This window comes from Rhodococcus sp. NPDC056743, assembly GCF_042790355.1.
Classification (GTDB): domain Bacteria; phylum Actinomycetota; class Actinomycetes; order Mycobacteriales; family Mycobacteriaceae; genus Rhodococcus_F.
Window position 1 is genome coordinate 382,430 of sequence record NZ_JBHTZI010000005.1, and the last position, 24,841, is coordinate 407,270.

Genomic DNA, 24,841 nt, shown 5'->3' on the forward strand with positions numbered 1-24,841 from the left:
AACGCAGCTCATCGGACCAAGCTCGAGGTAAGATTCATACATAATAACGGACAAGTATTCGTCATTACAAACATTTTCTAAGGTTGACACTGTTATTCTTCGAGAGAGAAGTTCGTCGGGGCCTTACTTCGAGGTCGGTGCGGTGCGTGCCATGGGTTGTGCCGTAGGGCCGCCCGGCACGGCACGACCTAAGCTTCTCGTGTGAAGGGACCATGGAACGGAGGGGCGCTCGATGACCACGCTGAATACCGAAGCAGTCACTGCTGGCAGTAACGAGCACCGGACAGTCAGTCGAGTGATGACAATTCTCGAAATGGTCGTTGCCAGCGAACCCACGGGTCTTCGGCTGGCAGATCTGTCTGACATGCTCGGTGCACCGAAATCGTCGATCCACGGATTGGCTCGCGGTTTGGTGGCGACTGGTCATTTGCGGGAGCATGCCGGCCGCTACTTTCAGGGTCCGGCGGTGTCGATGCTTGCTCTCGGTGGTCAAGCGATCACTGCGGCATATCGCCACACGCTCGAGCAATTGGCGGCCGAATGGAACGAGACAGCCATCCTTGCCACCTCGGCGGGCGACTCGGTTATCAACATCGATGTCGTGGAACCGAACCAGACAATTCGAGCCTCTCCGCCACTGCATGAGCGGCGTCCGATGTGGCCAGGAAGCTACGGAAAAGTGTTCGTGGCATACATGTCCCCCCGGCGGCGCGATGCCTACCTTCGTCGTAAGTATCCGGATCCGCAACAGCAGAAGGCGATACTGGACGAGGTCGCGCTCATTCGTGCGTCGGGCGTTGCCATCAATCGGGGAGAGACCGATCCCGAACTGTACGGTGTGGCCAGCCCGATCATCATCGGTGGACCTGAAGTAACTCTCGCGATTGGCTTGGCTGGACCTTCGGCGCGGATGATCGACAGAATTGATGTGATCGCCGAACGCGTAGCAACAGTCGCTCGGGGACTGTCTAACACTTCTCTTAAGGACAGCTGAGGCCGGTCGGATCGGCTTTCGCCCGTGTAGCCAGCCAGTGGCGTTGTTGGCTCGGGGACCGATCGAGTTTCGTTGCACGGCAAAGGTCGATACGAAAGGGGAGGCCGCCTATGCGCGCCGGCCTCCCCTCCGCTCAGCTCTTGGCGCTACTGTTTGCTTCGAGGTAATGCTCCTCGGGCACTTCTTCTTCCCACGTTGCCCCGCCAAAGGTCACGGCTGTGTGCAGCATCGATCGACCCGATGTCGCACCGTGCCAGTGCCGGGTGTTGGGTGGGGTCCAGACGTAATCTCCCACCCCAATCTTGTAAGTGCCGTTCTCGTCTCCGACGAGGCCTTCTCCATGTTCCACGATGAGGAGTTGGCCTCCCGGGTGGCTGTGCCAATACGTGCGAGCGCACGGCGTGAAGAACACTTTTCCGAACGAGTTCCCATTAGCGTCTTGTTGTACCAAATCGCGCCACATTTCGCCCGTGTACGGCCCTTCGGAGCGAGCAGAATCGCTGCCGTCTCCTCGTTTGACGATGGTTAGCATCGTGATCGTCCTTTCCGTTTCTTGTTTCTGCGGCTGGGCTCGTCTACAGCGATGCCGCGTATGCCGGCGGCAATCCGTAGGATTTTGGTTCGACATACGCTTCGATACCCTCATGCCCAGCTTCGCGTCCTATGCCGCTGGCTTTGAATCCCCCCACTGGGGCATGGAAACCGACTGAGTTGCCGTTGATTTCGATGGTTCCGGTACGAATCTGTGCGGCCACGTCGAGTCCGTGGTCAAGATCCGTGGTGAAGACGGAGCCGTTCAATCCGTATGCGGAATCGTTCGCGACGGCAATCGCTGTCCTCTCGTCGTCGTAGGGAATCACTGCCAGAACGGGTCCGAAGATCTCTTCCTGAGCAATTCGCATGTCGGGCTTCACATCGGTGAAAACCGTTGGGGTGACGAACCATCCATGTTCGTATGACGTTTCGGGGCCGCCGAGAACCGTCACTGCTCCTTCGCTACGGCCGATGTCGATGTAGTTGGCTACCGCGCTCTGCTGCCTGGCCGTCACCATCGGCCCTATCTGGGTGGCAGGATCTCTCGGGTCTCCGACCGGCATGGATTCGACGAGATGCTTGAGTCGATCGATGAACTCGTCGTGGCGGCGGTGCGAGACAAGCAGGCGTGTCTTGAGGCTGCACACCTGACCGCTGTTGCGCAGCGATCCCAGACGCAGCGCTTCGACAGTCTGATCCAAATCGGCGTCGTCGAGGATGATTGCGGCCGACTTTCCACCCAGTTCCAAGGTGGAGCGTTTGAGATTTTGTCCGCACAACGCCGCGATATGACGGCCGACGGCGGTAGACCCGGTGAACGTGACTTTGTCGACCTGCGGATGAGAGACCAGGTATTCGCTGGATTCTCGGTCGGCTGGAACTACGTTGACCACCCCAGCGGGAAGTCCTGCCTGTTCGAAGACCGATGCGAGTGCGTATGCACTCAGTGGGGTTTCCGGAGCCGGTTTCAGTACTACGGTGCATCCCGCGACCAGGGCAGGTGTTAGTTTGATGACCGCCACGGTGAGCGGGACATTCCATGGAACGATGGCAGCTACGACGCCGACTGGCTCACGAGTGACCAGCGCGCTGCGTGTAGCGGAGGTACGGACCTCTCGAAACGGGTACGTGCCCGCCAGTTCGATGTAGGAATCCAAAATGTCGAGCGGAACACCGACCTGAATCGGACCCGATTGGGAGATCGGACTGCCCATCTCCTCTGTGATCAGAGCCGCGAACTCATCTTGCCTGTCAGCGAGAAGTGTGCGGACTGTTCGCAGTGCCTCAACCCGATCTTCGGGAGAGGTGCGCCCCCATTCCCCATGGTCTAACGCGTTCCGCGCGGCAGCGACAGCTCGATCCACGTCGGATCGCGTTGCAGAGGGCACCGACCCGATGACCTGCTCACTCCACGGCGATATGACCTCGATGCGTTCGGTCCCTGTCGACCGTACCCACTCACCCCCGATGAACAGCACATCGTGCGATTTGGTCCATTCCTCAGCCATTGTTCTCCTTGTCGCTATGGATGGGATCAGGGCTCGCCCGTCGTGACGCGCTTTGCGATCGAACTTGCAGAACGAGGGCAGAAAAGCCCTGGTGCGCACCGACCCGCATTACCCGCGCAATGAGATCGGGTAACCGGCCCAGCGCGCTCTCACATCCAGAGTACGTTCTTTATTATGAATGCTCGTACGATATTAGGTACAAATGGGTGTGTCAACCGTCTAAACCGGGTCAGTCGAACACGAAGACGCCCTTGCCTGCATCCTGCTTGTCGAACCACTGGTAGGCCTCAGATGCCTCGTTCAAGGCCCATCGATGTGTGAACAGCTCGTCGACAGGTAGCTGGTGGGCATCGACGTAGTCCGCGCATCGAATCTGATCAACAGTGGACAAGGTCCATGACGTCAGAAGCGTGAGCTGTCGTCGCAACGTGTCCCGAGTGTTGAACTCCACGTTCGCTCCGATGCCGATGAAGCACACCGTGCCCCACGTTGCCACCGCTTCCAGCGCTTGAGCTGCGACCGGGGTGACCCCAGAAGTCTCCATCACCAGTTGCGAGCCTTGTCCGGATGTCGCCGCGCGAACGGCGTCGACAGCATCCCCGGCGGAGGAGTTGACAACTGTGTCAGCGCCGAAGGCACGGGCTTGCTCTAGCCTGGTGTCGTTGATGTCGACGGCAATGACTCTTGCGCCGAGCGAGGCCGCAAACATCGTCGCCGACAATCCCACTGGACCTTGCCCGAAGATCGTGAGCGTTTTTCCGGTCAAATCGCCCATGCGGGTCAGGGCGCCCCAGGCGGTCCCGGTACCGCATCCGATCGCGGCGCCCGTCTCGAAGCTGAGCGTATCCGGTAAGGGCATGGTTTGGATCAGGGGAATTTTCATGAACTGCGCGTGTGCACCATGTTCGTTGAGAGTGGGCACGCGCGGTTCTTCGGTCGTGCACAGCTGAGGCCAGCCCGACCGGCACTGCACACAGGTGCCGCATCCCCAATAGTGATGAATCATCACGCGGTCGCCGACGGCGGCTGCGCGTGCCGACACCCCCGGCCCGAGCTCGACGATTTCACCGCACGGTTCGTGGCCCTGGATGAGTAGCTGCGGGGATGACGTGACTGCCGAACCCCGGTAGACGTGCAGGTCGCTGCCGCACATGCCGGACGCTCGAATCTTGACTATAACTTCCCCTGGCCCAGGGATCGGATCGTTGAACTCGCGGAGTTCCACACTTCGGTCGCCGGTGAACACAAGTCCCTGCATGGTCGTAATCCTTCTCGTCGGTTCCGCTCACAGTTTGTGGTGAGCACACCCTCTACGTGAGATGTCGGCACAGGCAACGGTGTAGTCGTCGCAGCGTAGGTCTGTCGATCGCTTTCCGGAAAGTCGCCCGACATCGAGCAAGCGTGAGTATGTTCGATATTGTGAATGTACGTACGTTATTGCGAAGATGTGACGTACGTCAAGAGCAACTCGAGATTGGGAACAACAGCGTGAGGGACGAGTGCCTATGACCGAACTCGACAACTGTGGTCGCGACTCGCGAATGGGCTCGAAATGCACCAACGGTGCAGTCAACGATCGAGGTCGCCCGCCGATGCGCCAGTTCGCAATCGAACCGAGCATGCGATGACCCCGTCTAAGAATTCGTCGACACACTCCACGGCACCTCCGATCCCAGCACAAGTGACCGGGGCATTGGCCACCGGAACATTGCTGCAACCCCTCAACTCGTCGATGATCGCCGTGGCCATTGTCGCTATCGGAGCCCAATTCGGTACGTCAGGAGTGTCGTGGGTCATTTCGGCCATGTACATAGCCACCGCCGTCAACGCAACCACAACGGGCCGCCTCGGCGCTCTCGTTGGAGCCAAACGGGTGTATCTCGGCGGACTGGCCCTGGTCGCAGCCGGATCGATTATAGGAATGCTCGCACCGAATATCGGTTGGTTGATCGCCGCGTACGCTGTACTCGGCACCGGAATCTCGGCGCAGATGCCCAACGCGATGACCATGGTCCGCACGTATGCCGAACGCTACCGGCGACAGACCAGATCGGCGCTGACCGTCCTGACCGCGACGGGGCAGTCGGTAGCGGCCCTCGGCCCCACTGTTGGTGGTTTGCTGGTCGGGTCACTTGGATGGCAATCCATCCTATGGGTCAATCTCCCTGTTGTCGCCATCAGTGCCGCATCTGTCCTCCTCGCCGATCTTGGACCGTCCGGTGTCAAACCGCGGGAGAAGGAACATCCCGTACACACGATGTTCGACCTCGTCGGCATCGCATTGTTCTTGGTCACGTTGACCTCCACCATGGGCTTCCTGGTGTCCCTGCGGGATGAACCCATCTGGCCACTACTACCTGCAGCGACAGCGGGAACGGCAGTCTTCGTCTGGTGGGAGATGCGTGCTCCCGAACCGTTCCTCGACATACGAGCCATTCATCGCAACCACCCACTGCGGGCCACTCTGACCCGGTCGTTGGTCACGCAGACCGCTTTCTACTGCATATTCTTCGGAATCCCGCAGTGGTTGCAGTACTCCCGCGGGATGAGTGCCACTCACGCCGGACTGGTTATGCTTCCTGTCGCCGGTGTCAGCGTCGTCGCTACCATTGTCGGTGCGTACACCTACCGACGTTACGGGGCGCGGACCACCTTGCTTTTCGGTACTGCTGCTCTCGCGATCGGCGGGCTGCTGATCGTATTTATCGAACGAACAACCACCCCGGTGGTGGTTTTGCTACTCGTTGCGGCAGTACTGGGCTTGCCGAATGGTTTCAACAATATCGGCAACCAAAACCTGATCAATGCATCCACAACGGTCACCGAAGTGGGGACCGCCATCGGGATGTACCGCACAGCGCAGTTCATCGGAGCCAATCTGGCTGTTGTGGTTCTCAAAATCTGTACCGGCGACGAAATCAACGACGACGGGCTGCATCGCACAGGATGGTTCATCGCCGCCACCGGCTGCGTACTACTGATCGGAATCGTCTTCGCGCGCGACACCATGACCCCCAAAAGAACGCACACGGTAGCGACACTCTGAATGCATGAGGCGGGCCGATGGCCCGCTGTCGTCCATGTTCGCTGTGCGATACAGACACCCTCGAAGCTCCATCGACCGAAAGGGACCCCATGACAACTGTGCAGTTGAACAACGGAATCGAGATGCCCGCACTGGGATGCGGCGTCTTTCAGATACCCGACAAGCAGACTCAACGAATTGTCGAAGACGCCATAGAGATCGGATATCGATTGTTCGACACTGCAGCCACCTACGAAAACGAGCGGGAGGTCGGACGGGCACTAGCCGCAAGTGGCATCCCCCGTCACGAATTCTTCGTCACGACGAAGCTGTGGGTGCAGGACCAAGGCGAGGAGCCGGCCAAGCGTGCCTTCGGCAGGTCCCTCGACCGGCTCGGTCTGGACTATCTCGATCTGTATCTCGTACATAAGCCTTTCGGGGACTATTACGGGAGTTGGCGGGCGCTGGAAAAACTCAACGAGTCCGGTGTGACGCGGGCAATCGGTGTGAGCAATTTCCACCCGGATCGACTGATCGATTTGATCATGCACAGCACCATCGTTCCCGCCGTCAACCAACTCGAGACACACGTATTTTGTCAACAACGGCAATACCAGGAGCTCATGCTCTCGCGCGGCGTTCAGCTCGAGGCATGGGGACCACTTGCGGAGGGGCGCAATGGATTCTTCGACAACGGGATACTGCGAGCGATCGGTGCAGCCCACGACAAATCATCTGCTCAGGTAGCGCTGCGTTGGCTACTCCAACGCGGAATAGCAGTCATTCCCAAAAGCGCTCGCGAAGAACGGATGCGAGAGAACTTCACTGTCAACGACTTCACGCTCACAGATCACGAGATGGCGCAGATCGCAACGCTGGACACCGACCGGTACCTCATCGTTGACCACAGTGATCCGCTCACTGCCGAACGGCTAGCCCTGACACAGTTTGACACGTGAGTGATCTGGCGCTTCTGCGGCGCCCCGACGGAATCGAGGGCGGCCGCGCCGTGCGGAAACATACTGACACAACGAGTTCCATGCGCAATCACTGATTGTCACTGCCGCACACTTCGACTGAGACTGACGGCAGGGTAGGACGGTCATTCGTTCGCGACGCTGCTTCGGGTAACAGCAGCTTCTCTGAATTCTTCTACTGCTGTCCTGCTGAGGTGGGAGTTTCCAGTTGTCAGAGGCCCCGTCCTGTACGTATGGCACACCGTGGCGCTGAAGAGGCTCACACACTTCTCGGTCATCCCCACCAACGAACACCCCACAGCCGTCCACACCACAGAGAAGTACGAACATGACCAACTACACAAAAGTCGGCAACATAAGTGTTGCAAAAACGTTGTACGACTTCGTAATCGATGAAGCCATTCCCGGCACAGGAATCGATCCGGAGAAGTTTTGGGCAGGCGCTGAAAGTGTCATTACCGGCCTGACCCCGAAAAACAAAGCACTGTTGGCCGTCCGGGACGACCTACAACACAAGATCGACGCGTGGCACCGTGAACATCGTCGAGTAAACCGAGAACACCCTCACTACTCCGCGTTCTCGCCCGATCCTGGCCCCTTACGAACAGACATGCACTACGGGCGGACCGATTATCGAGTGTTTCTGAAGGCGATTGGTTACATCCTCGACGAACCCGCCGACTTCCAGATATCCACTGCAGGCGTGGACAACGAGATCACATCGACCGCCGGCCCGCAGTTGGTGGTTCCCGTGCTCAACGCACGATTTGCGATTAACGCCTCCAACGCCCGCTGGGGATCGCTGTACGACGCCCTCTATGGCACCGATGCCATTCCTGAGACCGGTGGTGCAGAAAAAGGCGCAAGCTACAACAAGATTCGAGGCGACAAGGTGATCGCGTTCGCCCGCGACTTCCTTGACGAGGCTGCTCCCTTGGTGTCGGGTTCACATGTCGGGACCACCAAGTATGTGGTGGACGCAGCGTCTCTGACAGTTACCCTCGCCGACGGCTCGACTGTCGGATTGGCGGATCCGGCACAGCTGCGCGGCTACCATGGTTCCGCGGATTCACCGTCGGCGATTCTGCTGGTGCACAACGGGTTGCACTTTGAGATCCAGGTCGACCCCGAGAGCTCGATCGGGAAGACCGACGCGGCTGGCGTGAAGGACGTGCTGCTCGAATCCGCGGTCACAACGATCATGGACTTCGAGGATTCCGTCGCCGCCGTTGATGCCGACGACAAGGTCCTCGGATATCGCAACTGGCTGGGGTTGATGCGCGGCGATCTCACCGAGGATGTCACCAAGGGAGGCAAGACCTTTACCCGCACACTGAACCAGGACCGAACCTACACCGGCATCGACGGTTCTGACCTAACCCTGCATGGCCGTTCACTGTTATTCGTGCGCAACGTCGGGCATCTGATGACTTCGGATGCGATCCTCGACCCAGACGGCGAAGAGGTTCCCGAGGGGATTCTCGATGCACTGTTCACTTCGCTGGCCGGTCTGCATTCGCTTACATCGGACAACGTGCTGAAGAACTCGCGCACTGGGGCGTTGTACATCGTCAAGCCGAAGATGCATGGACCCGACGAGGTTGCCTTCACCGCTGAGTTGTTCGGCCGTGTCGAGGAAGTTCTCGGGCTTCCGGTCAACACGATCAAGGTCGGCATCATGGACGAAGAACGCCGCACCACGGTGAACTTGAAGGCGGCGATCGAGGCCGTGAAGGAGCGGGTGGTGTTCATCAACACCGGTTTCCTCGACCGCACCGGCGATGAGATCCACACTTCGATGGAAGCCGGCCCGGTCGTGCCGAAGGCCGAGATGAAAGCCCAGACGTGGATCAAGGCCTACGAGGATTTCAACGTCGACACCGGCCTCGCTGCCGGGTTCGAGGGTAAAGCCCAGATCGGTAAAGGCATGTGGGCCATGCCCGATCTCATGCACGACATGCTCGAGCAGAAGATCGGCCACCTCAACGCCGGCGCGAACACCGCCTGGGTTCCCTCTCCGGCCGCGGCAACGCTGCATGCCTTGCATTATCACAAGGTCGATGTCGTCGTCCGGCAGGAAGAAATCGCGAAAGCAAAACGTGTGAGCGTCGACGAGATCCTCCAGATCCCGCTCGCACCAGCCACCGACTGGGCCGACGAGCAGAAACAGCAGGAGCTCGACAACAATAGCCAGTTGATCCTCGGATACGTCGTGCGGTGGATCGATCACGGTGTCGGTTGTTCAAAGGTTCCTGACATCAACGATATTGCCTTGATGGAAGATCGTGCCACACTTCGGATTTCGAGCCAGTTCCTCGCGAACTGGATCCGGCACGGAATCGTGACCGAAGATCAGGTGCGGGAATCGTTGAAGCGTATGGCACCGGTGGTCGACCGCCAGAATGCTTCCGATCCGACGTACAAGAACCTGGCCCCGGACTTCGATACCAACATCGCCTTCAAAGCGGCCAGCGAACTGATCTTCCTCGGCACCAGCCAGCCGAACGGATACACCGAACCGATCCTGCACCGACGCCGCCGGGAATACAAAGCGAAGAACGCCTTGTGACGGGATGTGTGGGAACCGAAATTCGACCACTGCAATGTACAAGACAAGGAATGTGACGATGCACAAGATCGGGATTGTTGGCGGCGGCACCATGGGCGCCGGTATCGCGGAGGTGTGTGCGGTGTCGGGCACAGAGGTACTGTTGCTCGAAACATCGGACGATGTTGCCGAGGCCTCGCGTCAGCGCATCTCGGGCTCCCTCGCACGCAAGGCTGCCACGGGCCGTATCGATGAGACCATCGCTCTGGAATCGATGTCGCGCGTACATGTCACCACGGCCATCGCAGACTTGGCAGACCGCGAGTTGGTCATCGAAGCTGCATCGGAAAACGAAGTAGTCAAGAACTCGATCTTCGAGCAGCTCGATGGGATCGTGGCATCTTCGGCCATCCTGGCAACCAACACCTCATCGATTCCGATCGCGAGGGTGGGGAAGAACTGTTGGCATTCCGAGCGCGTGGTCGGGGTACATTTCTTCAACCCGGTACCGGCTATGCCTCTCGTCGAGGTTATTCCCTCGTTGATAACCAGCCCTGATGTCGTGCAGCAGATCAGCGACTTCGTCGCCACGAAGCTTCGCAAGACCGTAGTACACGCAGGTGACAGGGCAGGCTTCATCGTGAACGCACTGCTCATCCCCTATCTTTGCGCGGCGATACGAATGGTCGAATCCGGATATGCGTCCGCTGACGACGTCGATGCAGCGATGAAGGGGGGTTGCGGGTATCCCATGGGGCCACTGACCTTGACGGACACGATCGGCCTGGACGTAGTCCTGGCAATTGCAGAGTCTCTGTACACGGAATTCGCTGAAACTCAGTTTGCAGCGCCCGTGCTGTTGAAGAGAATGGTCGATGCCGGTCGACTGGGTAAGAAGACCGGTCGAGGCTTTTACGCGTACGACTGATCACCGTGGCATGTGTTGCGCCGCGAGCAGAATGCTCGTGGCACAACACATGCCACGACCGCAACATTCACGCGCGTCCAGGCGGACACCCGAGGGCCTATGTGGTGGTCACTGATGGAAGATCGACGCAATTCTGGCTTGCCACGCGGACACATCAGAACTGGAGTACTTCGACGCATCGAGCATTGTGTATCGGCTCAGATCGAGTGCGCGCGGGACACCGTCACGGGCTACAGATCCCAATCCGGATCCTATCCATGCAGCCTGCCCTTCGGGTGAGAGCAGAAAATCGACGAACACCATGGCGGCGTTGGGGCGATGTGCGCTGGTCAGGGCGCCCGCTTGGTGTTCAAGCCCGAACCCTTCGTCGGGAATGTGGTAGTCGATGGGCGCGCCGGCTTCTTTCAGATCCTGCACCGATGACGGAATGGCGATCATGGAGGCCTTGGCCTCGCCTGCAGCGACGGCCTGAACGATAGGTTGTGCGGACGGATACAGTTTCGGATCCTGATTGCCGATTGCCTGAAGGTAGTCGGGGCCGAACTGGCTTTCCAGAAACTCGATGAAGCCGATGGAACTGCGTGTCGAGTTGCCGCGTATCGCCAGAGAACCTTTCAGGTCGGGATCGAGGAAGTCGTCCCAGTCGTCGATCCCTTGGGGGTATCGGTCGGTATTCCACACGAAAGTTGAGTACGGGGACGCACTGAAGTTGGCGACTGCGCCCTCCACAACCCACGATTCCGGATAGATGCCTTCGACACCAGGGCCGACCGTCGGAAGGAATTCGTCCGGGCGACTGGTGAAGAAGGATTCGTCGGAGGTCAGGAATACGTCGGCGCCGTCGATACCCGTGTCTATCTGTGCGGACACGCGGGCCAACATGTCCTTCGTGCCCTGTTCGATCTGGACTTCGATGTTCGGATACTTTTCGTTGAATGCTTCCGAAACCCGTTGTGCAGGAGCGCGATCGGTTCCGTTGAACAGTACGATGCGGCCCTCGTTCTGGGCTGCCGAAACCACCTCGCCCCATGTTCCGTTCAAAACCGGCGTGGCTACTTCGGAGCGGCCACAACCAACTGCAGACCCGATTGCAATGACGGCAACGGCTACTCCACCAATGAGGCGCGTGTAACGCCGGGACTGTTTCATTTTCGTCCTCCGGTATGTCGTAGTGAATGCCGCATCAAAGCTTTTCCAAAGCTCGCCGGCCACCGAACAACATGGCCACGATGACACCGACCGCCGTCACGACAGTCATCAACAGCGCGATAACCGCCACTCGGGGGTAGGTCCCGCTGTTGTACTCGTCGTAGAGGACAACCGACAGAACATTGGTTCCGGGAGATCGCAGTAGTAGCGACACCGCGAATTCATGCGAGAGCAGAACGAACATGATCGCGGCCGAAGACACGATCCCTGCGCGAGCCAACGGGAGGATGACCATGAGGAAAGTACGTATAGGCCCGGCTCCGGCGACTTGGGACGCCTCGACCGTTTGTCTGCCCATGGCGACGAGAGTTGCGGACTGGTATCGCACAGAATAGGGAATCATGATGATTATGTAGGCCAGTATCAAGCTGATGCTGGTGCCGTACAGCCCCACCTCAGGTGAGGCCATCGAGAAGAGAAACCCGAAGCCCAGAAGCGCAGCCGGGACGGTCAGGGGCAGATTCGCGAGGACGTCCAGCAGGCCTCCCACCAGCTTCGGCAATCGGTCGCGGTTGTAGATCCCCAGCGCAATCAGCATTCCGATAGGAATAACTATTGCAACTCCGATGACCGACACGGTCAGAGTCGTGACAATCGCATTGGACACCTTCACATCGGAGAGGACGGTGCTGAAATTTGTCAGCGTCAACCCATCCAAATTGAACGATCCACTCCAATACGGAGACAAAGCCACATATACGAGGGCCAAGATCGGAAGAACAGCTGCAACGGTGACATACGCGATCACCACCGAGGCCGATAGCTTGCTCAGCCAAGGATTGATAGTGCGGTGATCGATCGAGGACGTACCTTCGCCGACGAAACGGTTCTGATTTCCCAGCATTTTTCGTTGAAAAATGATCAAGAAAATGGCTAAGACGATTAACGGAGAACCCATCGCCGCAGCCAATGCGTAGTCAATCGGGTGCTCGGAGCTGACATCGTACATTCGCGTCGTCAGTACGGTGACGCCCTCGCGGCTTCCGAGAATCAACGGTCCGGTGAACTGCCCGAGAGCAAGAAGGAAAACCATGATCCCGGCGTAGACGAACGAGGGCCTGAGCAGAGGCAAGGTGACGGTGAACAATGCCCTCACAGCGCTGGCACCGTTCACTCGGGCTGCAAGTGTGTATCCGGATCCGAGGTTTCGCAGACCGGTGTAAATGAACATGTACACGAATGAGGCCAAATGTGTTCCGGTGTAGAAGATGATCCACTGAGTGGTGTACACGTTGATCGGGCCAGTCTCTGCGTCGTCGAAGAACGGGGTGGCGCGCAGCAGCATGTTCACGTAGCCGTTGTCGGGCGAAAAGAGGAAGACAAAGCCGACCACATGAGCCACGGCAGGAACGATCATCGGAAGCACGGGGGTGAATTCGAGGAACGAACGCGCCTTCGGCGACATCGTGTACGTGCACAATGCAAGTATCGTGCCGATGACCATGCCGACTACGAGAGCTCCGACGCCGAGTTGGAGAGTGGTGAAGAGTATCTTCCCCAGGTTCGGCATGGAGGCGAACCGACGGAACCCATCGCCACCGTCGGCCCATGCTCGTAATTGAAGCGGAATGAGGGGAAGTAGAACCGCCGCCGCCAGCGCCACGACCAGCAGTATCCAACCTATCTGGCTCAACCACGGGGTTGCTGGCCACCCTCTCCGAGGAGTTGGTACCTGCTGCGGTGGCGGCGCCGAGATCTCTGGCTCGTCCAATAGTTGCATCGACATCTTCCGTTCTGAGGTGACGAGGTTGGGGCTACAGGGAGGTCCAGTGGCGGACAAGGCGACCGTCGGAGTCGTAGCAGAGTGACCCTGAAGGATCGAAACCTACGTCGACGAGCTGTCCAGGCCGTAGATTTGATTGCTTGGCAAGCACTTTGATGTAAATCCGTCGATCATCGATACGGACTACGTGCTCGACGAACTCGCCCGACGGCAACACTTCCTCCAAGATCGCATTCGGAATCCACAGGGTCTGGTCATCTTGCGCAATGTTCTCCCCAGCCCCTCGAACGGCTAGGTCGCCATCTCTGAAACGAAGCGTGTGCGTCCCGGAAACGTCCGCAGCCGCGACCCCGACGAATTTCGTGTCAGCGATATCGACGAGACCATCGGAGACCGAGATATCGAATGTGTTTCGTGCGCCGAGAAAGTCGGCAACATATTCTGTTGCCGGGTATCGATAAACCTCGTCAGGGGTGCCGATCTGTTCGAACTTTCCCGCCTTCATCACGGCAACCCTCGTACCGAGAGCCATTGCCTCCTCCTGGTCATGGGTGACGTAGACGGCAGTGAACTTCAGTTGCCGATGAAGCATGCGCATCTGTGTGCGTAGATCGATCCGAAGTAATGCATCCAGATTGCTCAGCGGTTCGTCCAGCAACATCAGCGCCGGACGCACCGCCAATGCTCTCGCCAACGAGACTCGCTGCTGTTGTCCTCCACTGAGTTGCGGCGGGTATCGATCGGCCAAGTGCGAGCACTGAACCACATCCAGCACCTCTTTCACTCGGCCAGAGGCCAACTCACGGCGCATTTTTCGAGACTTCAATGGATACGCGACATTGTCTGCAATCTTCATGTGAGGCCACAGGGCGTAGTTCTGGAAGACCATCCCAACGTCGCGTTTGTTGGGGGGAACGAAAACCCGATCGGAAGCGTCCATGACCGTCGAATCCCCGAGTGCGATTCGGCCGGAATCCGGGCGTTCGAGACCGACGAGGCATCTGAGTAGAGTTGTCTTTCCGCAACCGCTCGGGCCCAGCAATACCAAGAGCTCACCGCGCTGCACGTCTAGCGAAATATCATCGAGAATCGTCACCGAATCTTTTTTGGAGCCAAAAGATTTCACCAGCCCTTCGATTCGTACTTGTATCGACCCCCGCTGGTCCGTGTTCTCGGTTCTCGGCCGCGCATCTTGACTTAACACTGATCCGCTCACAGATTGCCCCTTAAGATCGTCCATATATGCGTACATCCGTACGTGGTTAAGATCACATGGAACCTACGCGACCCAGGTGCATCGCACAAGGGGTGACGCGACACCCACGGCAATCGGATTATGAGGCGCGTCGGTTCGTGCCAGAGCGGGGCTTGAGGACAACAGAGTGGAGCGCTTCGTTCGAAGGCCGGTCACCGATCATGCCGCGGTCTTGAATAGGCGGACTCTGCCTTACGGTTCCGGTGCTGTCGAAGGGCATGTCATCGGATCACTCGGTGGAATCTGGCCATAGTGGACGACGGCTGCGCCGATCCCGATCCGTGGCAAGCGTTCTGTTCGGCCATCGAGCGGAGCAGCATGATCGACGTCCGGAACCAAGGGTTCGTGGACGCGTTCATGTCCGCGAGCACAGAGATCGATACCTTCTCCGCTCATCGCGCTTCGCTGCTCCGGATGCTCGCAGAACTGGCGGGACGGGCTCGAGCGGCCGGCCAGCTGCGCCGCGACTTCGTTATCGACGACCTTGTGCTCGTCCTGCTCGCGGGGCGAGGACTGTCATCGACGCCCCCCAGGCCGAGAGGCGACAGCGCGCTTCGCCATTCTTTCCATCGAGGCGTTTCAGGAATCCCCTACGAACTGGAACTGACTCGCGCTCTGTGACTCGTTTTCGAAAAGGCGCGGACCGTCCGTGTACTTACGTCGGTCCCATACTGTCGGCCGTACAGATCTCGCAGAGCAGTGGAAGACGCCGCGCGTCATTGGAAGCTGAGACCTGATCGATGCGTCGTCGTCGAGGCGAACCTACGTCGTTCGAGGCTCGAGCCACCTGGGCCACATCCACCACCCGCCGCGCCGCCACTGCCGCAAGGAGCCGCATCAGGTCCGGTGCTGTGCCGACGTCCAAGCCGGTGAGTGTGGCAACCTTCCGCAGCCTGTAGACCACCGTGTTCGGATGCACGTGCAACGCAGCAGCCGCGGCAGACTTGTCGCACCCCGCATCGAGGTACGACTCCAGGGTCTCGAGCAAGACCGGGTGGAATTCCAACGGCGACAGAAGGTCTGCGAGCAACGGCGTCGCTGCGCTCGGTCGGGTCAGGTGATATTCGAGCGCAAGGTCTCGGAGTCGCACGGTGCCGTTGCCGTGCCCGCAGCGACGGGCGACGTCGAGTAGCTCCTGGGTCTGTTTGTACGCTAGTGCCACTTCCGGTGGCGCGGCCACCGATACTGCCGCCAAGACCTGAGCTCCGATTGTCCGTTCCATGTCCCGCATGTTCCGGTTCAGTTGCGCGTACTGAGGGCAGTTCTGCCAGTCGTCCACTCCCGCACCGGGCTCGAGAATCGGGATCAGGACACCGCCGCCGGTGCCGGTGAGCACACTCAACGTGTGGTCGCGGCCGATGTTGTCCAGTTCGCGTTGCAATCGCCGTACCTTCCGGCGTTCTGCTACTACAGCGTCGATATCGGCTGATCGCTCGTCAGGGTGAGGTCCGACGTGGAGCGACAGCACCCAGTACCGGCGCGGAAGATTGACGCCGAACCGATCCGCCGTGCCCGTTGCATTCGATCCGGACGTCAACTCCAGAAACAACTCTCGCCGCGCTGGGTCGTCCTCGCCGTGAAGCGCCGGATCAGAGCCGTAACCCGCCAGGACCGCGGTTGTGGCTGCCTGCAGGTGCTTGTGCAGCAGCGCCCCGGCCCGAGACAGGTCGGCGGTGTCCTCGGGTCCGGCGAGGTCACCGATCAAATTCCACCAGTGCTCCACCGCGAAGTGATACGCGTGCAGCACCTCCGCCAGCGGTACCAGTTCCTCTACCCGCCGCCGCGCCGATTCGCGGATCCGCACCAATCGCTCCTCCTTTGTCGCCTGCGACGACCGCAAGCTCGCGACGAACGCCTCGAAGTTGCACAGGATGATTGCCGCGACGTCACTACGTACCGCTTCTGCCGGCAGTAACCGATAGAACGGCACTTTCTGCAATATCAAAGCGACTGTCTCCGCCACGATCGTATGGGTGCGCTGGGCGAGCTGATCGGCGACCGGTCGGCCGCCGAGAACGATGATTTTGTGTACAGGCACAACACTTCTCCGATAGTCGGTTCCCTTGAACAACGACGATCCGTCGCTTTCCGGCGAGTATGTAATACGCGTCACTCCGGGATCGACAAATTCGATCTTGCCGGACCGGTCATGGACGGCGGAATCTCCGGCGGGTTCGTCAAACGTGCGGCACGCAGCACTGGCGTGCGTGGTGTGGCACAGTTCGCGAGCCAGGGGCTCGATTCGTATGCGGTCCAGTCTCGTCGACTGACCGTGCCGATCAACTTCGAAAGGTAGACCTTCATGCGAAACTCTCTCAAACTGTTCGCGAATGCTGCAGCGACGGTTGCGCTGTGCGTGACATTCGGACTTGCAGGCCCGGCCGGAACGGCGGCCGCCGAGACGCCCGGTATTCCGAGTGTCGGGCACGACTGGGTGGGTGAGGGGCCGTACACGCCGAACGTCTCGATCGGGCTGGTACATACTCTGTACTACCCGCGTGAGCTCGGCGCACGAGGCGAGAAGCACCCTGTTGTGATCTGGGGGAACGGAACCGGTGTGCTCCCCGGTGCGTATACCTCGTTGTTGCGCCACTACGCCAGCCACGGATTCATCGTGGTCGCCGCAAATACCCCGGCGAGCAACTTCGCCGTCACCATGCGGTCGGGAATTGACCTCATCGCGGGCAAGGCAGCCAGCCCATCGAGCGCCTTCTTCGGCAAGGTCGACTTGGAACACATTGGTGCGGTGGGACACTCACAGGGAGGGTCTGCCGCGATCAATGCTGCGATCGATGACCGCGTCGACACCGCCGTCGCGATCCAGCCAGGTCCGCTCAACGATGTCGACCTCATCGACGAGCCTGTTCTCTATCTCGCCGGTGAGGCTGACGCAATCGTCTGGCCGGCGGTGGTGCGGGCTATGTACGAGGACGCCGATCACGTGCCCGCCGAGTATCTGGAAGTGCGTGGCGCCCCGCACTTCGGCACGTCGATCACCGGCGGTGATATGCGCGGACCGAGCACGGCGTGGCTGCGATACTGGCTACTCGACGATCCGAACGCCCGCGCCGAGTTCTTCGGCGCGAACTGCGGATACTGCACTGACACCCAGCAGTTCTCGGACTTCGACCGCAACGATCTGGCCCTGCAGATCCCGGGCTGACGGTTAAGTCCTGCGCTGGTGGAACTGTACGCTGCGCCCAGTGCAGTCGCCCCGCCGAAGACAAGCTCTTCGGCGGGGCGACGAGCGCACAGGTCAGCGGTGGTCACCGGATGCCGCTCCACAATTGCCGTTGCGGTGCATGCGGATCCGTCCGCACAGCGGAGGTCGTGTCGAAGCACATTGTCGCTCGGTCTCGAACGGTGTACGGCACCCAGCCAGGGTCGCCGTGAGTTGCGAATGCGATCCACGCAGCATGCATTGTGTCTGCCAGTTGCTGCGGCGGGCGAGCGCCCACTACGTTCTCGAACCCGCCGAGGTCGAGGTTGTCGAAGACGAACGGGATCTCTGCGGTATGGCACGCACCCAGTCGGCCGTCGAATGTAGGTGGTTTCCAAGCAAATTCGTAGTGATAGGTGCGTCCACGACCATTCTCGGAATGCGCCTCGGCCAACCGGATTGCCGGTATCCGGTAGAACCAGTCGGTGCCGACGGCCGCGAGCAGGTCCCCGGGACCGGCATTCGGATCGGCTTCTCGGTAAACGGGCAGCGCGACATCGGGGTCGAGTCCGTACGCTGCGACCGCGCCGTGGGACAGCTCGGCCGTGATCGCGTCGATCGCGCCGACCGGAACCAGGAAATAGCGGAATTCGTCGGTGTTGCACCCGATCAGCACGTCGACGTCGCAGCCGGCGCCGGACGTGATCGCTTCGGGCGGCGCGACCGGGAGTACTTCGCCGTCCACCACGGGCTCGAACGGCATGAGGTTGCGCGTCACCTCACCCCACCGTCGCGGATCAGGATCGGCTGACACTGCGGCCCGCAACTGTTGCTGCGCGGCCAGTACCCGTTCCGTGGGCACAGCGGCGAGGGCTTCCTGGGTCGGTGAAATCCCCAGCAGGGAAGCTAGTTCCGCCGAGACCAGCTCGGCGGTTTCGGGCCGTATCGTGTGGTGGGCCGCGCCGCTCTGCAGGATTGCGCGCTGGAACAGGCCTTCGGCTTGTGGGGAGGCGAGTAGCGCACCGATGCTCATCGCGCCTGCGGATTCTCCGAATACCGTTACAGCCGTTGGGTCACCGCCGAAGGCGGCGATATTGTCGCGAACCCAGCGCAACGCCGCAATTTGGTCGCGCAGGCCGAGATTCGTGGCCTGCCCGTGTAGATGTCCGAACCCGTCGACGCCGAGTCGGTAGTTGATGGTCAGCAGCACAACGCCGTCGCGAGCGAAGGCGGTGCCGTCGTAAGCGGTGGTCGAACCGGAGCCGTTGGTGAACGCACCACCGTGGATCCACACCATCACCGGCGCCGTGCCGTATGTATCCGGTGTCCACACATTGAGGTTCAGGTAATCATCGCCAGGGATGAACACTTCGGAAATCAGCGCATCGTATGGAGACGTATACGGGGAGGCAGGTGCGGTGGGTCCGTACTCGTTCGCGTCTCGCACTCCGTCCCACCGCGGACATGGCTGGGGTGGAGCGAACCGTCGCGCGCCGACCGGTGCAGCCGCATAAGGAATTCCCTTGAACGAGACCACACCCGTCGACTCGTCTGTCCTGCCGCGCACCGCTCCGTCGGTGGTTGCGACGACCACATTCTGTACGGCGCGCGTCATTGCACTGCTCCTTCGTCCGCTCCGACGATGCGGAGGGCGTAGCGAACGTAGTTGTCGGCCACCTCGTTCGGGGCGAACGGCGCGTCCGGCCCGAACCACTGCGCCACCTGCATGGCCATCCCGGCGATGGCTATCGCGCCCAATTGGAGGTTCTCGATTCGGAAGACCCCGGCGTCGGCACCGAGTTCGAGCGAGCCGATCAGCAGTCTGCTGCATGATGACCGCAATTCCAACGCGGGAGCGGCGAGCTCTTCCGGTAGCGCGTGTAACTCCGAGTTCGTCACCACAGCCAACAGGGGAAAATCCGTGTGGACCAACACATGCTCGCGAACCAATGCGGACAGCTGGGCCACCGCTGTGGGTTCGGCGGTTGCCAGTGCGCTCGTCAGCCGTACATGCAGCTCGCGGTGTCCGATCAGCACCAGCTCGGCCAGAATCTGTTCCTTGGATCGGTAATGCGCGTACAGGCTCGCCGAGGTGATTCCGACCTCGGCGGCGATCCGCCGGATGGATACCGCGCTGTATCCGGATTCGGCGAAGAGTGCCAGTGCGGCCCGAAGTATCCGCCCCCGCGTTCCGACAGGTGCTACACCCTCTGGTAGTTCCGCGGGCCCTGCGACCACTCGTCGCGGTTTCCATACCGACACATCCACGCGAGACTCCTTCGTCATGCTGCGATTTAACCTTCCTACCGATCGATCGGTTGTTATCGTATGCGATACAAACCGATAGCTAGGGGATTTTCGATGGAAACCGATCGATTGGCAGGGGAATCTAGTGACGAATCTGGCAACCGTACTGACGACGGCCTCGGCCCGACAGGATCAGGATCGGCCCGGCGCGATCGTGTGCCGATGAGTCCTCTGCACAAATTGATGTGGGTGCCCGCGTGACTTCCGCGGAGACGCAGGGCGCCGAGTGCAGCGAAGCAGTAGACCGTCGGCTGGTCGAAGTATGCCTCGGCATGAACACGCGAATAGACGAAATAGCACTTCGGATCGCTACGAAGCTGTGCGATCAAGAGACCGCCTACGAGATGGTGATGCCTCTGGACCAGCTGGCGGCCGCGGTGAGTGACAACATCGCCGGTCTGATCGACAGTGTTCGGTTGAACCGTGTGCTGGCCTTCACTGTTCCGCACACCACCGGCCGCCGCAGGGCAGAGCAAGAACTCCCGCTGGAAACCGTTTTGTCTGCATACCGTCTCGGTGTCATGTACATCTGGGAGGAACTTGTCTCTGGTTGCGAGGAATCGGACCGTCGGGACTCCGGCGAGTTCGGACCGATGCCTGCAAGCCGTGCACTCCTTGGGTCTGCCTCGGTCCTGTGGGCTGCGTTCGACATGTACGCACACGAGCTTGCTGCGGCGTATCAGGCCGTTGCCTGTGAACAGCTTCAACGAAACCATCGCAGACGCCAATCGCTGTTGAACATGCTGTTCAGCGGCGACCCAGGTTCGGAACAGACGCTGGTAGAGGTAGCCGGACAGCTTCGGATGCCTTCGACCGGCACGTTCGTCGTCCTTGCGACAGATCCGGTCATGTGCGGTACGGATGCCCCCGAAAGTGCGCGGGTCGACTTGGCCGATCTTGCTATCCGGTCGGTCTGGAAATCGGAATCTCGTTCAGATCTCGGGTTGATCGCTCTCAATGGCAGTACCGATAGGCGCCGCCTGATCCAGAACGTCGCGCGCCTCGAACTCGGACGGGTCGGTATCAGCCGACCTTTTACGGGTCTGAGCACTATCCCAGCGGCAGTCACTCAGGCGCGATTGGCCCGTAACGCCGGTCGCGAGGGACGGCAAATCGTGACTGATTTCGACGCCGCGCAAGTGGCCGCACTGATCATCAGTTCTCCAGACCTCGCCAACGGGCTGCAGCAGCATGTTTTCGGAGCTTTGCGGGACATGACAACGGTGGAGCAGGACGTTCTCATCGGGACGCTGCGGGCGTGGTTCGACAGCGCCGGATCGACCGAGGCAGTCGCCGCTGCCTTGCACTGCCATCCCAACACTGTCCGGTATCGCCTCAACAAACTGATGAATCTGCTGCAGCGAGATTTGAAGGCTCCACTCGATGTCGTCGAGCTGTACCTTGCGTCCGAGGCAAGGCGACTGAACGGCAGTCGAGCGGTCGCGAAGTTGCCGTCCACCCACCCGCCAGCGGAGAAGTAGAACTGATCCTCGGGTCGTATGGGAGCCGCGTTGTGCCCGGATTCGTATCTGTGGACGCGTGAGTGACTCGCGATGCACATTGGACTTCGGCGTGGACGGTCGCTGTTCAATTGTGGCTGGCAACAAAACATTCGCCGAATGATTGGGGTGGCTTGACCGTCGGAACTGTGCGCTGACAGTCTCGGCCTCGGTCGATGTGACCTCGGTCTCGGTGATAGTGACAACCGGGCCATTCTGACGAGTTCTGGAGAATCCCGATGACTGAAAATCAGTCTCCCGTCGTGTCCAGTCGGACAGCGACGCAGGAAGCCCCCGTTAGGCCGTCCTCGTTGCCGAGTGAGACGCGCGCTCGACGCGCGGCTTGGGCGGGTGGCGTCGGCACGGTGATCGAGTACTACGACTACTCGCTTTACGGCTTCCTGGCGGTGACGATTGCACCGTTGTTCTTCCCTGCTGCGGATCCGACAGCGGCTTTGATGTCGGCGTTGCTGCTGTTCGCGACCGGGTTCTTGCTTCGCCCGTTCGGTGGTCTGATCTTCGGTCGGATCGGTGATCGCTTCGGACGTAAGCAGGCATTGCTGACAACCCTGTTGGCGATGGGGCTGGCCAGTACGGGAATCGGATTGTTGCCGACGTACGAGAGTATCGGGGTGTGGGCCACGCTGTTGTTGGTCCTGCTGCGCGCAGTCCAAGGGTTGTCTGCAGGTGGTGAACTGGGCGGGTCGATGACGTTCATCGCCGAGTCCACGGATGCGAGCAAGCGTGGATCGTACGGTGCGGCCAGCGCTCTTGGTATCACCGTCGGTTTCGCCGCCGCTGGTGCGGTTGTCGGTTTGGTCTCTCTCGGGTTGACGAGTGAACAGTTCGCGTCGTGGGGTTGGCGGGTTCCGTTCCTGCTGACCTTGCCGATGTGCTTGTTCTGCCTGTGGTTGCGCACGCGGTCGGAGGAGACTCTGTCTGAAAAGGATGCAACGGGATCCCTGAAGAGTCTGTTGGTCGACGATACGCGGGGCCTGGTATTGACGACGGTGGCGAGCATCGCTGTGAACGGCACGTCCTACATCGGGCTGGGCTATCTCAGCGTGCATCTGATTCGTGTTCTCGAGTTGCCGAAGACTGCTGTGTACTGGATTGCGGTGGTGGCCATGTTGTCTGCCGGCGGTGCGGCGTTGTTGGCTGGTCGGCTTGCCGATCGTGTCGGATTGATGAGGGTGACACGCGGCTTCATGATCGTTTTTGCGATCATCGCGGTGCCGGCCTTCGCCGCTATGTCGACAGGCAATCTCTGGCTGGTTCTCATTGCCTATATCGCGTTGATGTCTGGTGCGATTGCTGCGGGAGCTCCGGTACTGGCGAGCGTGCCCATGCTGTTCAAGGCCGAAAATCGCTACACCGGTTCAGCTTTGGGTTGGAACCTGGGTGCTATCACTGCCGGCGCGACCACTCCGTTGATCGCGTTCTGGTTGGTCGAACAATTGTCTAGCTCCATCGCGCCTGCCGGCATGTGTCTGCTTGCTGCTGTCATCGGCGTCATTGTCACTTTCCCCATCAGCCGTCATTTGGAGCGTCGTGGAAATGCTTGAACACGGTAAGGGTGGTCGCACGCCGATCGGGGTTGCCCTGGCACGACTTGCCGCGGAAGCACCCGACCGTCCTGCAATCACCGTCGGCGGAACAGTGCTCACACGCGCCGAGCTCGAATCGCGTACCAACCGGCTCGCCAGGGCATACCTGGACATGGGGGCACGTCCGGGCTCGTTCGTCACGATCGCTCTGCCGAACGGTGTCGGATTTCTGGAATCGACGCTCGCCGTATGGAAGATCGGCGCGACCCCGCAACCGATTTCGCACCGGCTGCCGGCGCGCGAACTGGACGCGATCATCGAACTGGCGGATCCCACACTCGTCGTGGGAATGCCCGCGAAAGCCGGCTACCTGTCCGTTCCGGCCGACTTCTTGCCGTCCGACGAGTTGTCCGACTCCCCGTTGCCAGACGCTATCGCCCCCTCCCTGAAGGCACCCACCTCCGGCGGGAGCACAGGGCGTCCAAAGCTCATCGTGTCGACCGAAGAGGCGACCACCGAAGCTCTCGCCAGATTCGGCGCGCTGATTCGGATACTCCCGAACAGTGTCTTGTTGTCCACTGGCCCGCTCTCCCACAACGGGCCGTTGTTCAGCACCGCTGCAGCCCTTCTCACAGGCTGTCACGTGATCGTCATGGAACGATTCGACGCCCAGAGCGCCCTCGAAGCTGTCGGGCGGCACCGCGTCGATTGGATGTATTCGGTGCCTACCATGTTGAGCCGAATCGCCGCCCTGCCCGAAGCCGTGCGAGACGCCGCAGACCTCACGTCGTTACGTACCGTGATGACTGTGGCTGCGCATTGTCCGCAAGCACTACGCGAATTCTGTCTGGACTACTTCGGGCCGGATGTGATGCTCGAGTTGTTTGCAGCGACCGAAGCGCATTCTCTGGTCATCGGTGACGGTCACGGTTGGCTCGCGCGGCCGGGAACGGTCGGACGCGTTGTCGTCGGTGAGATCGAAGTGCGGGACGAAGCTGGAAATGCCGTCGGGCCAGGCCAGGTCGGTGAGTTGTGGATGCGTCGCAGTGAGAACGAGGCCGGCCCGTATCGCTACATCGGATCGACGGCTCAACAAAGCGCTGATGGTTGGGAGACGGTAGGGGATCTGGGCCGATTGGATGAGGAGGGTTATCTGTATCTGGCCGACCGAAAAACCGACATGATCGTGGTCGGCGGGTCCAATGTCTACCCGGCCGAGGTGGAGAGTGCATTGGAAGAGCACCCTGCTGTGACCGCAGCGTGTGTAGTGGGATTGCCTTCTACGGACTACGGACAGACGATCCATGCAGTTCTGAATGTCTCTGCCGTCGTCAGCGACGACGAGCTGCTGGCACATCTGCGCGAACGTGTTGTGCCATACAAGTTCCCACGATCGATCGAGTGTGTCGACTACCCATTGCGAGACGAAGCAGGCAAGACGCAACGGAGCAGAGTGCGTCAGCAGGTTACGTCCGCGGCCGGAAGCATCGCTTAGTTTGCGCAACCCTGCAACTCTCGCTGCTTTTGACGACTGCGGCGTGCGGCCCTTAGGCGACTCAGCGTCATGTGATGGGTTGCTGTGACCGAAACGTCTTGCCTACCCTGTGATTCAACCGTTCGCACGGGG

General features: G+C 60.1%; 20 protein-coding genes. 11 read left to right on the forward strand and 9 right to left on the reverse strand.

The window, feature by feature from the left end:
- Nucleotides 1–232: 232 nt before the first annotated feature.
- A complete protein-coding gene (locus tag ACFRFQ_RS13990) occupies nucleotides 233–994 on the forward strand; it encodes an IclR family transcriptional regulator (RefSeq protein ID WP_378658342.1) in 762 nt (253 codons plus the stop codon).
- Between the two features lie 133 nt (nucleotides 995–1,127).
- Here the strand turns inward: ACFRFQ_RS13990 and ACFRFQ_RS13995 are convergent, their stop codons facing one another.
- The 3 genes from ACFRFQ_RS13995 to ACFRFQ_RS14005 all read right to left on the reverse strand — a co-directional run bounded on the left by ACFRFQ_RS13995 (nucleotide 1,128) and on the right by ACFRFQ_RS14005 (nucleotide 4,294).
- Nucleotides 1,128–1,526: a cupin domain-containing protein gene (locus ACFRFQ_RS13995; RefSeq protein WP_378658345.1), complete on the reverse strand. Its 399-nt coding sequence runs from the start codon at nucleotides 1,524–1,526 to the stop codon at nucleotides 1,128–1,130.
- Between the two features lie 43 nt (nucleotides 1,527–1,569).
- The gene (locus ACFRFQ_RS14000) at nucleotides 1,570–3,036 is read right to left on the reverse strand and encodes an aldehyde dehydrogenase (RefSeq protein WP_378658347.1); all 1,467 of its coding nucleotides are present in this window, start codon (nucleotides 3,034–3,036) and stop codon (nucleotides 1,570–1,572) included.
- A 229-nt stretch (nucleotides 3,037–3,265) separates the two neighbouring features.
- Complete coding sequence (locus ACFRFQ_RS14005; RefSeq protein WP_378658350.1) at nucleotides 3,266–4,294, reverse strand: zinc-binding dehydrogenase; 1,029 nt, start codon at nucleotides 4,292–4,294, stop codon at nucleotides 3,266–3,268.
- Nucleotides 4,295–4,660: 366 nt separating this feature from the next.
- On the opposite strand from ACFRFQ_RS14005, the gene ACFRFQ_RS14010 reads away from it, so the two are divergent.
- The 4 genes from ACFRFQ_RS14010 (at nucleotide 4,661) to ACFRFQ_RS14025 (ending at nucleotide 10,514) form a co-directional block, all read left to right on the forward strand.
- Nucleotides 4,661–6,082, forward strand: coding sequence for an MFS transporter (locus tag ACFRFQ_RS14010; protein WP_378658352.1), 1,422 nt, complete (start codon nucleotides 4,661–4,663; stop codon nucleotides 6,080–6,082).
- 89 nt (nucleotides 6,083–6,171) lie between these two features.
- The gene (locus tag ACFRFQ_RS14015) at nucleotides 6,172–7,020 is read left to right on the forward strand and encodes an aldo/keto reductase (protein ID WP_378658355.1); all 849 of its coding nucleotides are present in this window, start codon (nucleotides 6,172–6,174) and stop codon (nucleotides 7,018–7,020) included.
- A gap of 346 nt (nucleotides 7,021–7,366) precedes the next feature.
- Nucleotides 7,367–9,607, forward strand: a complete 2,241-nt coding sequence (locus ACFRFQ_RS14020) for a malate synthase G (RefSeq protein ID WP_378658358.1) — start codon at nucleotides 7,367–7,369, stop codon at nucleotides 9,605–9,607.
- A 58-nt stretch (nucleotides 9,608–9,665) separates the two neighbouring features.
- The gene (locus ACFRFQ_RS14025) at nucleotides 9,666–10,514 is read left to right on the forward strand and encodes a 3-hydroxybutyryl-CoA dehydrogenase (RefSeq protein WP_378658361.1); all 849 of its coding nucleotides are present in this window, start codon (nucleotides 9,666–9,668) and stop codon (nucleotides 10,512–10,514) included.
- 108 nt (nucleotides 10,515–10,622) lie between these two features.
- On the opposite strand, the gene ACFRFQ_RS14030 is transcribed toward ACFRFQ_RS14025, so the two are convergent.
- From ACFRFQ_RS14030 to ACFRFQ_RS14040, 3 genes are all read right to left on the reverse strand, one after another.
- Nucleotides 10,623–11,663, reverse strand: coding sequence for an ABC transporter substrate-binding protein (locus tag ACFRFQ_RS14030; protein ID WP_378658363.1), 1,041 nt, complete (start codon nucleotides 11,661–11,663; stop codon nucleotides 10,623–10,625).
- A gap of 34 nt (nucleotides 11,664–11,697) precedes the next feature.
- Nucleotides 11,698–13,326, reverse strand: coding sequence for an ABC transporter permease (locus tag ACFRFQ_RS14035; protein ID WP_378658366.1), 1,629 nt, complete (start codon nucleotides 13,324–13,326; stop codon nucleotides 11,698–11,700).
- A 151-nt stretch (nucleotides 13,327–13,477) separates the two neighbouring features.
- Nucleotides 13,478–14,542, reverse strand: a complete 1,065-nt coding sequence (locus ACFRFQ_RS14040) for an ABC transporter ATP-binding protein (RefSeq protein ID WP_378658369.1) — start codon at nucleotides 14,540–14,542, stop codon at nucleotides 13,478–13,480.
- 411 nt (nucleotides 14,543–14,953) lie between these two features.
- On the opposite strand from ACFRFQ_RS14040, the gene ACFRFQ_RS14045 reads away from it, so the two are divergent.
- Nucleotides 14,954–15,322 carry a hypothetical protein gene (locus ACFRFQ_RS14045; protein ID WP_378658372.1) on the forward strand — a complete coding sequence of 123 codons (369 nt, stop codon included), beginning with the start codon at nucleotides 14,954–14,956 and terminating at the stop codon, nucleotides 15,320–15,322.
- 34 nt (nucleotides 15,323–15,356) lie between these two features.
- On the opposite strand, the gene ACFRFQ_RS14050 is transcribed toward ACFRFQ_RS14045, so the two are convergent.
- On the reverse strand, nucleotides 15,357–16,739 hold the full coding sequence (locus ACFRFQ_RS14050) for a PucR family transcriptional regulator (RefSeq protein ID WP_378658375.1): 1,383 nt from the start codon (nucleotides 16,737–16,739) through the stop codon (nucleotides 15,357–15,359).
- Nucleotides 16,740–16,850: 111 nt separating this feature from the next.
- On the opposite strand from ACFRFQ_RS14050, the gene ACFRFQ_RS14055 reads away from it, so the two are divergent.
- Nucleotides 16,851–16,997 carry a hypothetical protein gene (locus ACFRFQ_RS14055; RefSeq protein WP_378658377.1) on the forward strand — a complete coding sequence of 49 codons (147 nt, stop codon included), beginning with the start codon at nucleotides 16,851–16,853 and terminating at the stop codon, nucleotides 16,995–16,997.
- 6 nt (nucleotides 16,998–17,003) lie between these two features.
- Nucleotides 17,004–17,864: an alpha/beta hydrolase family protein gene (locus ACFRFQ_RS14060; RefSeq protein WP_378658379.1), complete on the forward strand. Its 861-nt coding sequence runs from the start codon at nucleotides 17,004–17,006 to the stop codon at nucleotides 17,862–17,864.
- Between the two features lie 103 nt (nucleotides 17,865–17,967).
- Here ACFRFQ_RS14060 and ACFRFQ_RS14065 read toward each other — a convergent pair whose 3' ends face one another.
- A complete protein-coding gene (locus tag ACFRFQ_RS14065; RefSeq protein WP_378658382.1) occupies nucleotides 17,968–19,476 on the reverse strand; it encodes a carboxylesterase/lipase family protein in 1,509 nt (502 codons plus the stop codon).
- Nucleotides 19,473–20,129 (reverse strand): TetR/AcrR family transcriptional regulator, encoded by a 657-nt coding sequence (locus ACFRFQ_RS14070; protein ID WP_378658385.1) that lies wholly within the window; start codon nucleotides 20,127–20,129, stop codon nucleotides 19,473–19,475. The genes ACFRFQ_RS14065 and ACFRFQ_RS14070 overlap by 4 nt, the downstream gene beginning before the upstream one ends.
- 236 nt (nucleotides 20,130–20,365) lie before the next feature.
- Here ACFRFQ_RS14070 and ACFRFQ_RS14075 point away from each other — a divergent pair, with 236 nt between their 5' ends.
- The 3 genes from ACFRFQ_RS14075 (at nucleotide 20,366) to ACFRFQ_RS14085 (ending at nucleotide 24,709) form a co-directional block, all read left to right on the forward strand.
- A complete protein-coding gene (locus ACFRFQ_RS14075; protein ID WP_378658387.1) occupies nucleotides 20,366–21,649 on the forward strand; it encodes a PucR family transcriptional regulator in 1,284 nt (427 codons plus the stop codon).
- Nucleotides 21,650–21,906: 257 nt separating this feature from the next.
- The gene (locus tag ACFRFQ_RS14080) at nucleotides 21,907–23,232 is read left to right on the forward strand and encodes an MFS transporter (RefSeq protein ID WP_378658390.1); all 1,326 of its coding nucleotides are present in this window, start codon (nucleotides 21,907–21,909) and stop codon (nucleotides 23,230–23,232) included.
- Nucleotides 23,225–24,709 carry an AMP-binding protein gene (locus ACFRFQ_RS14085; protein ID WP_378658393.1) on the forward strand — a complete coding sequence of 495 codons (1,485 nt, stop codon included), beginning with the start codon at nucleotides 23,225–23,227 and terminating at the stop codon, nucleotides 24,707–24,709. Before ACFRFQ_RS14080 ends, ACFRFQ_RS14085 begins: the two co-directional genes overlap by 8 nt.
- The last annotated feature ends 132 nt before the right edge of the window (nucleotides 24,710–24,841 follow it).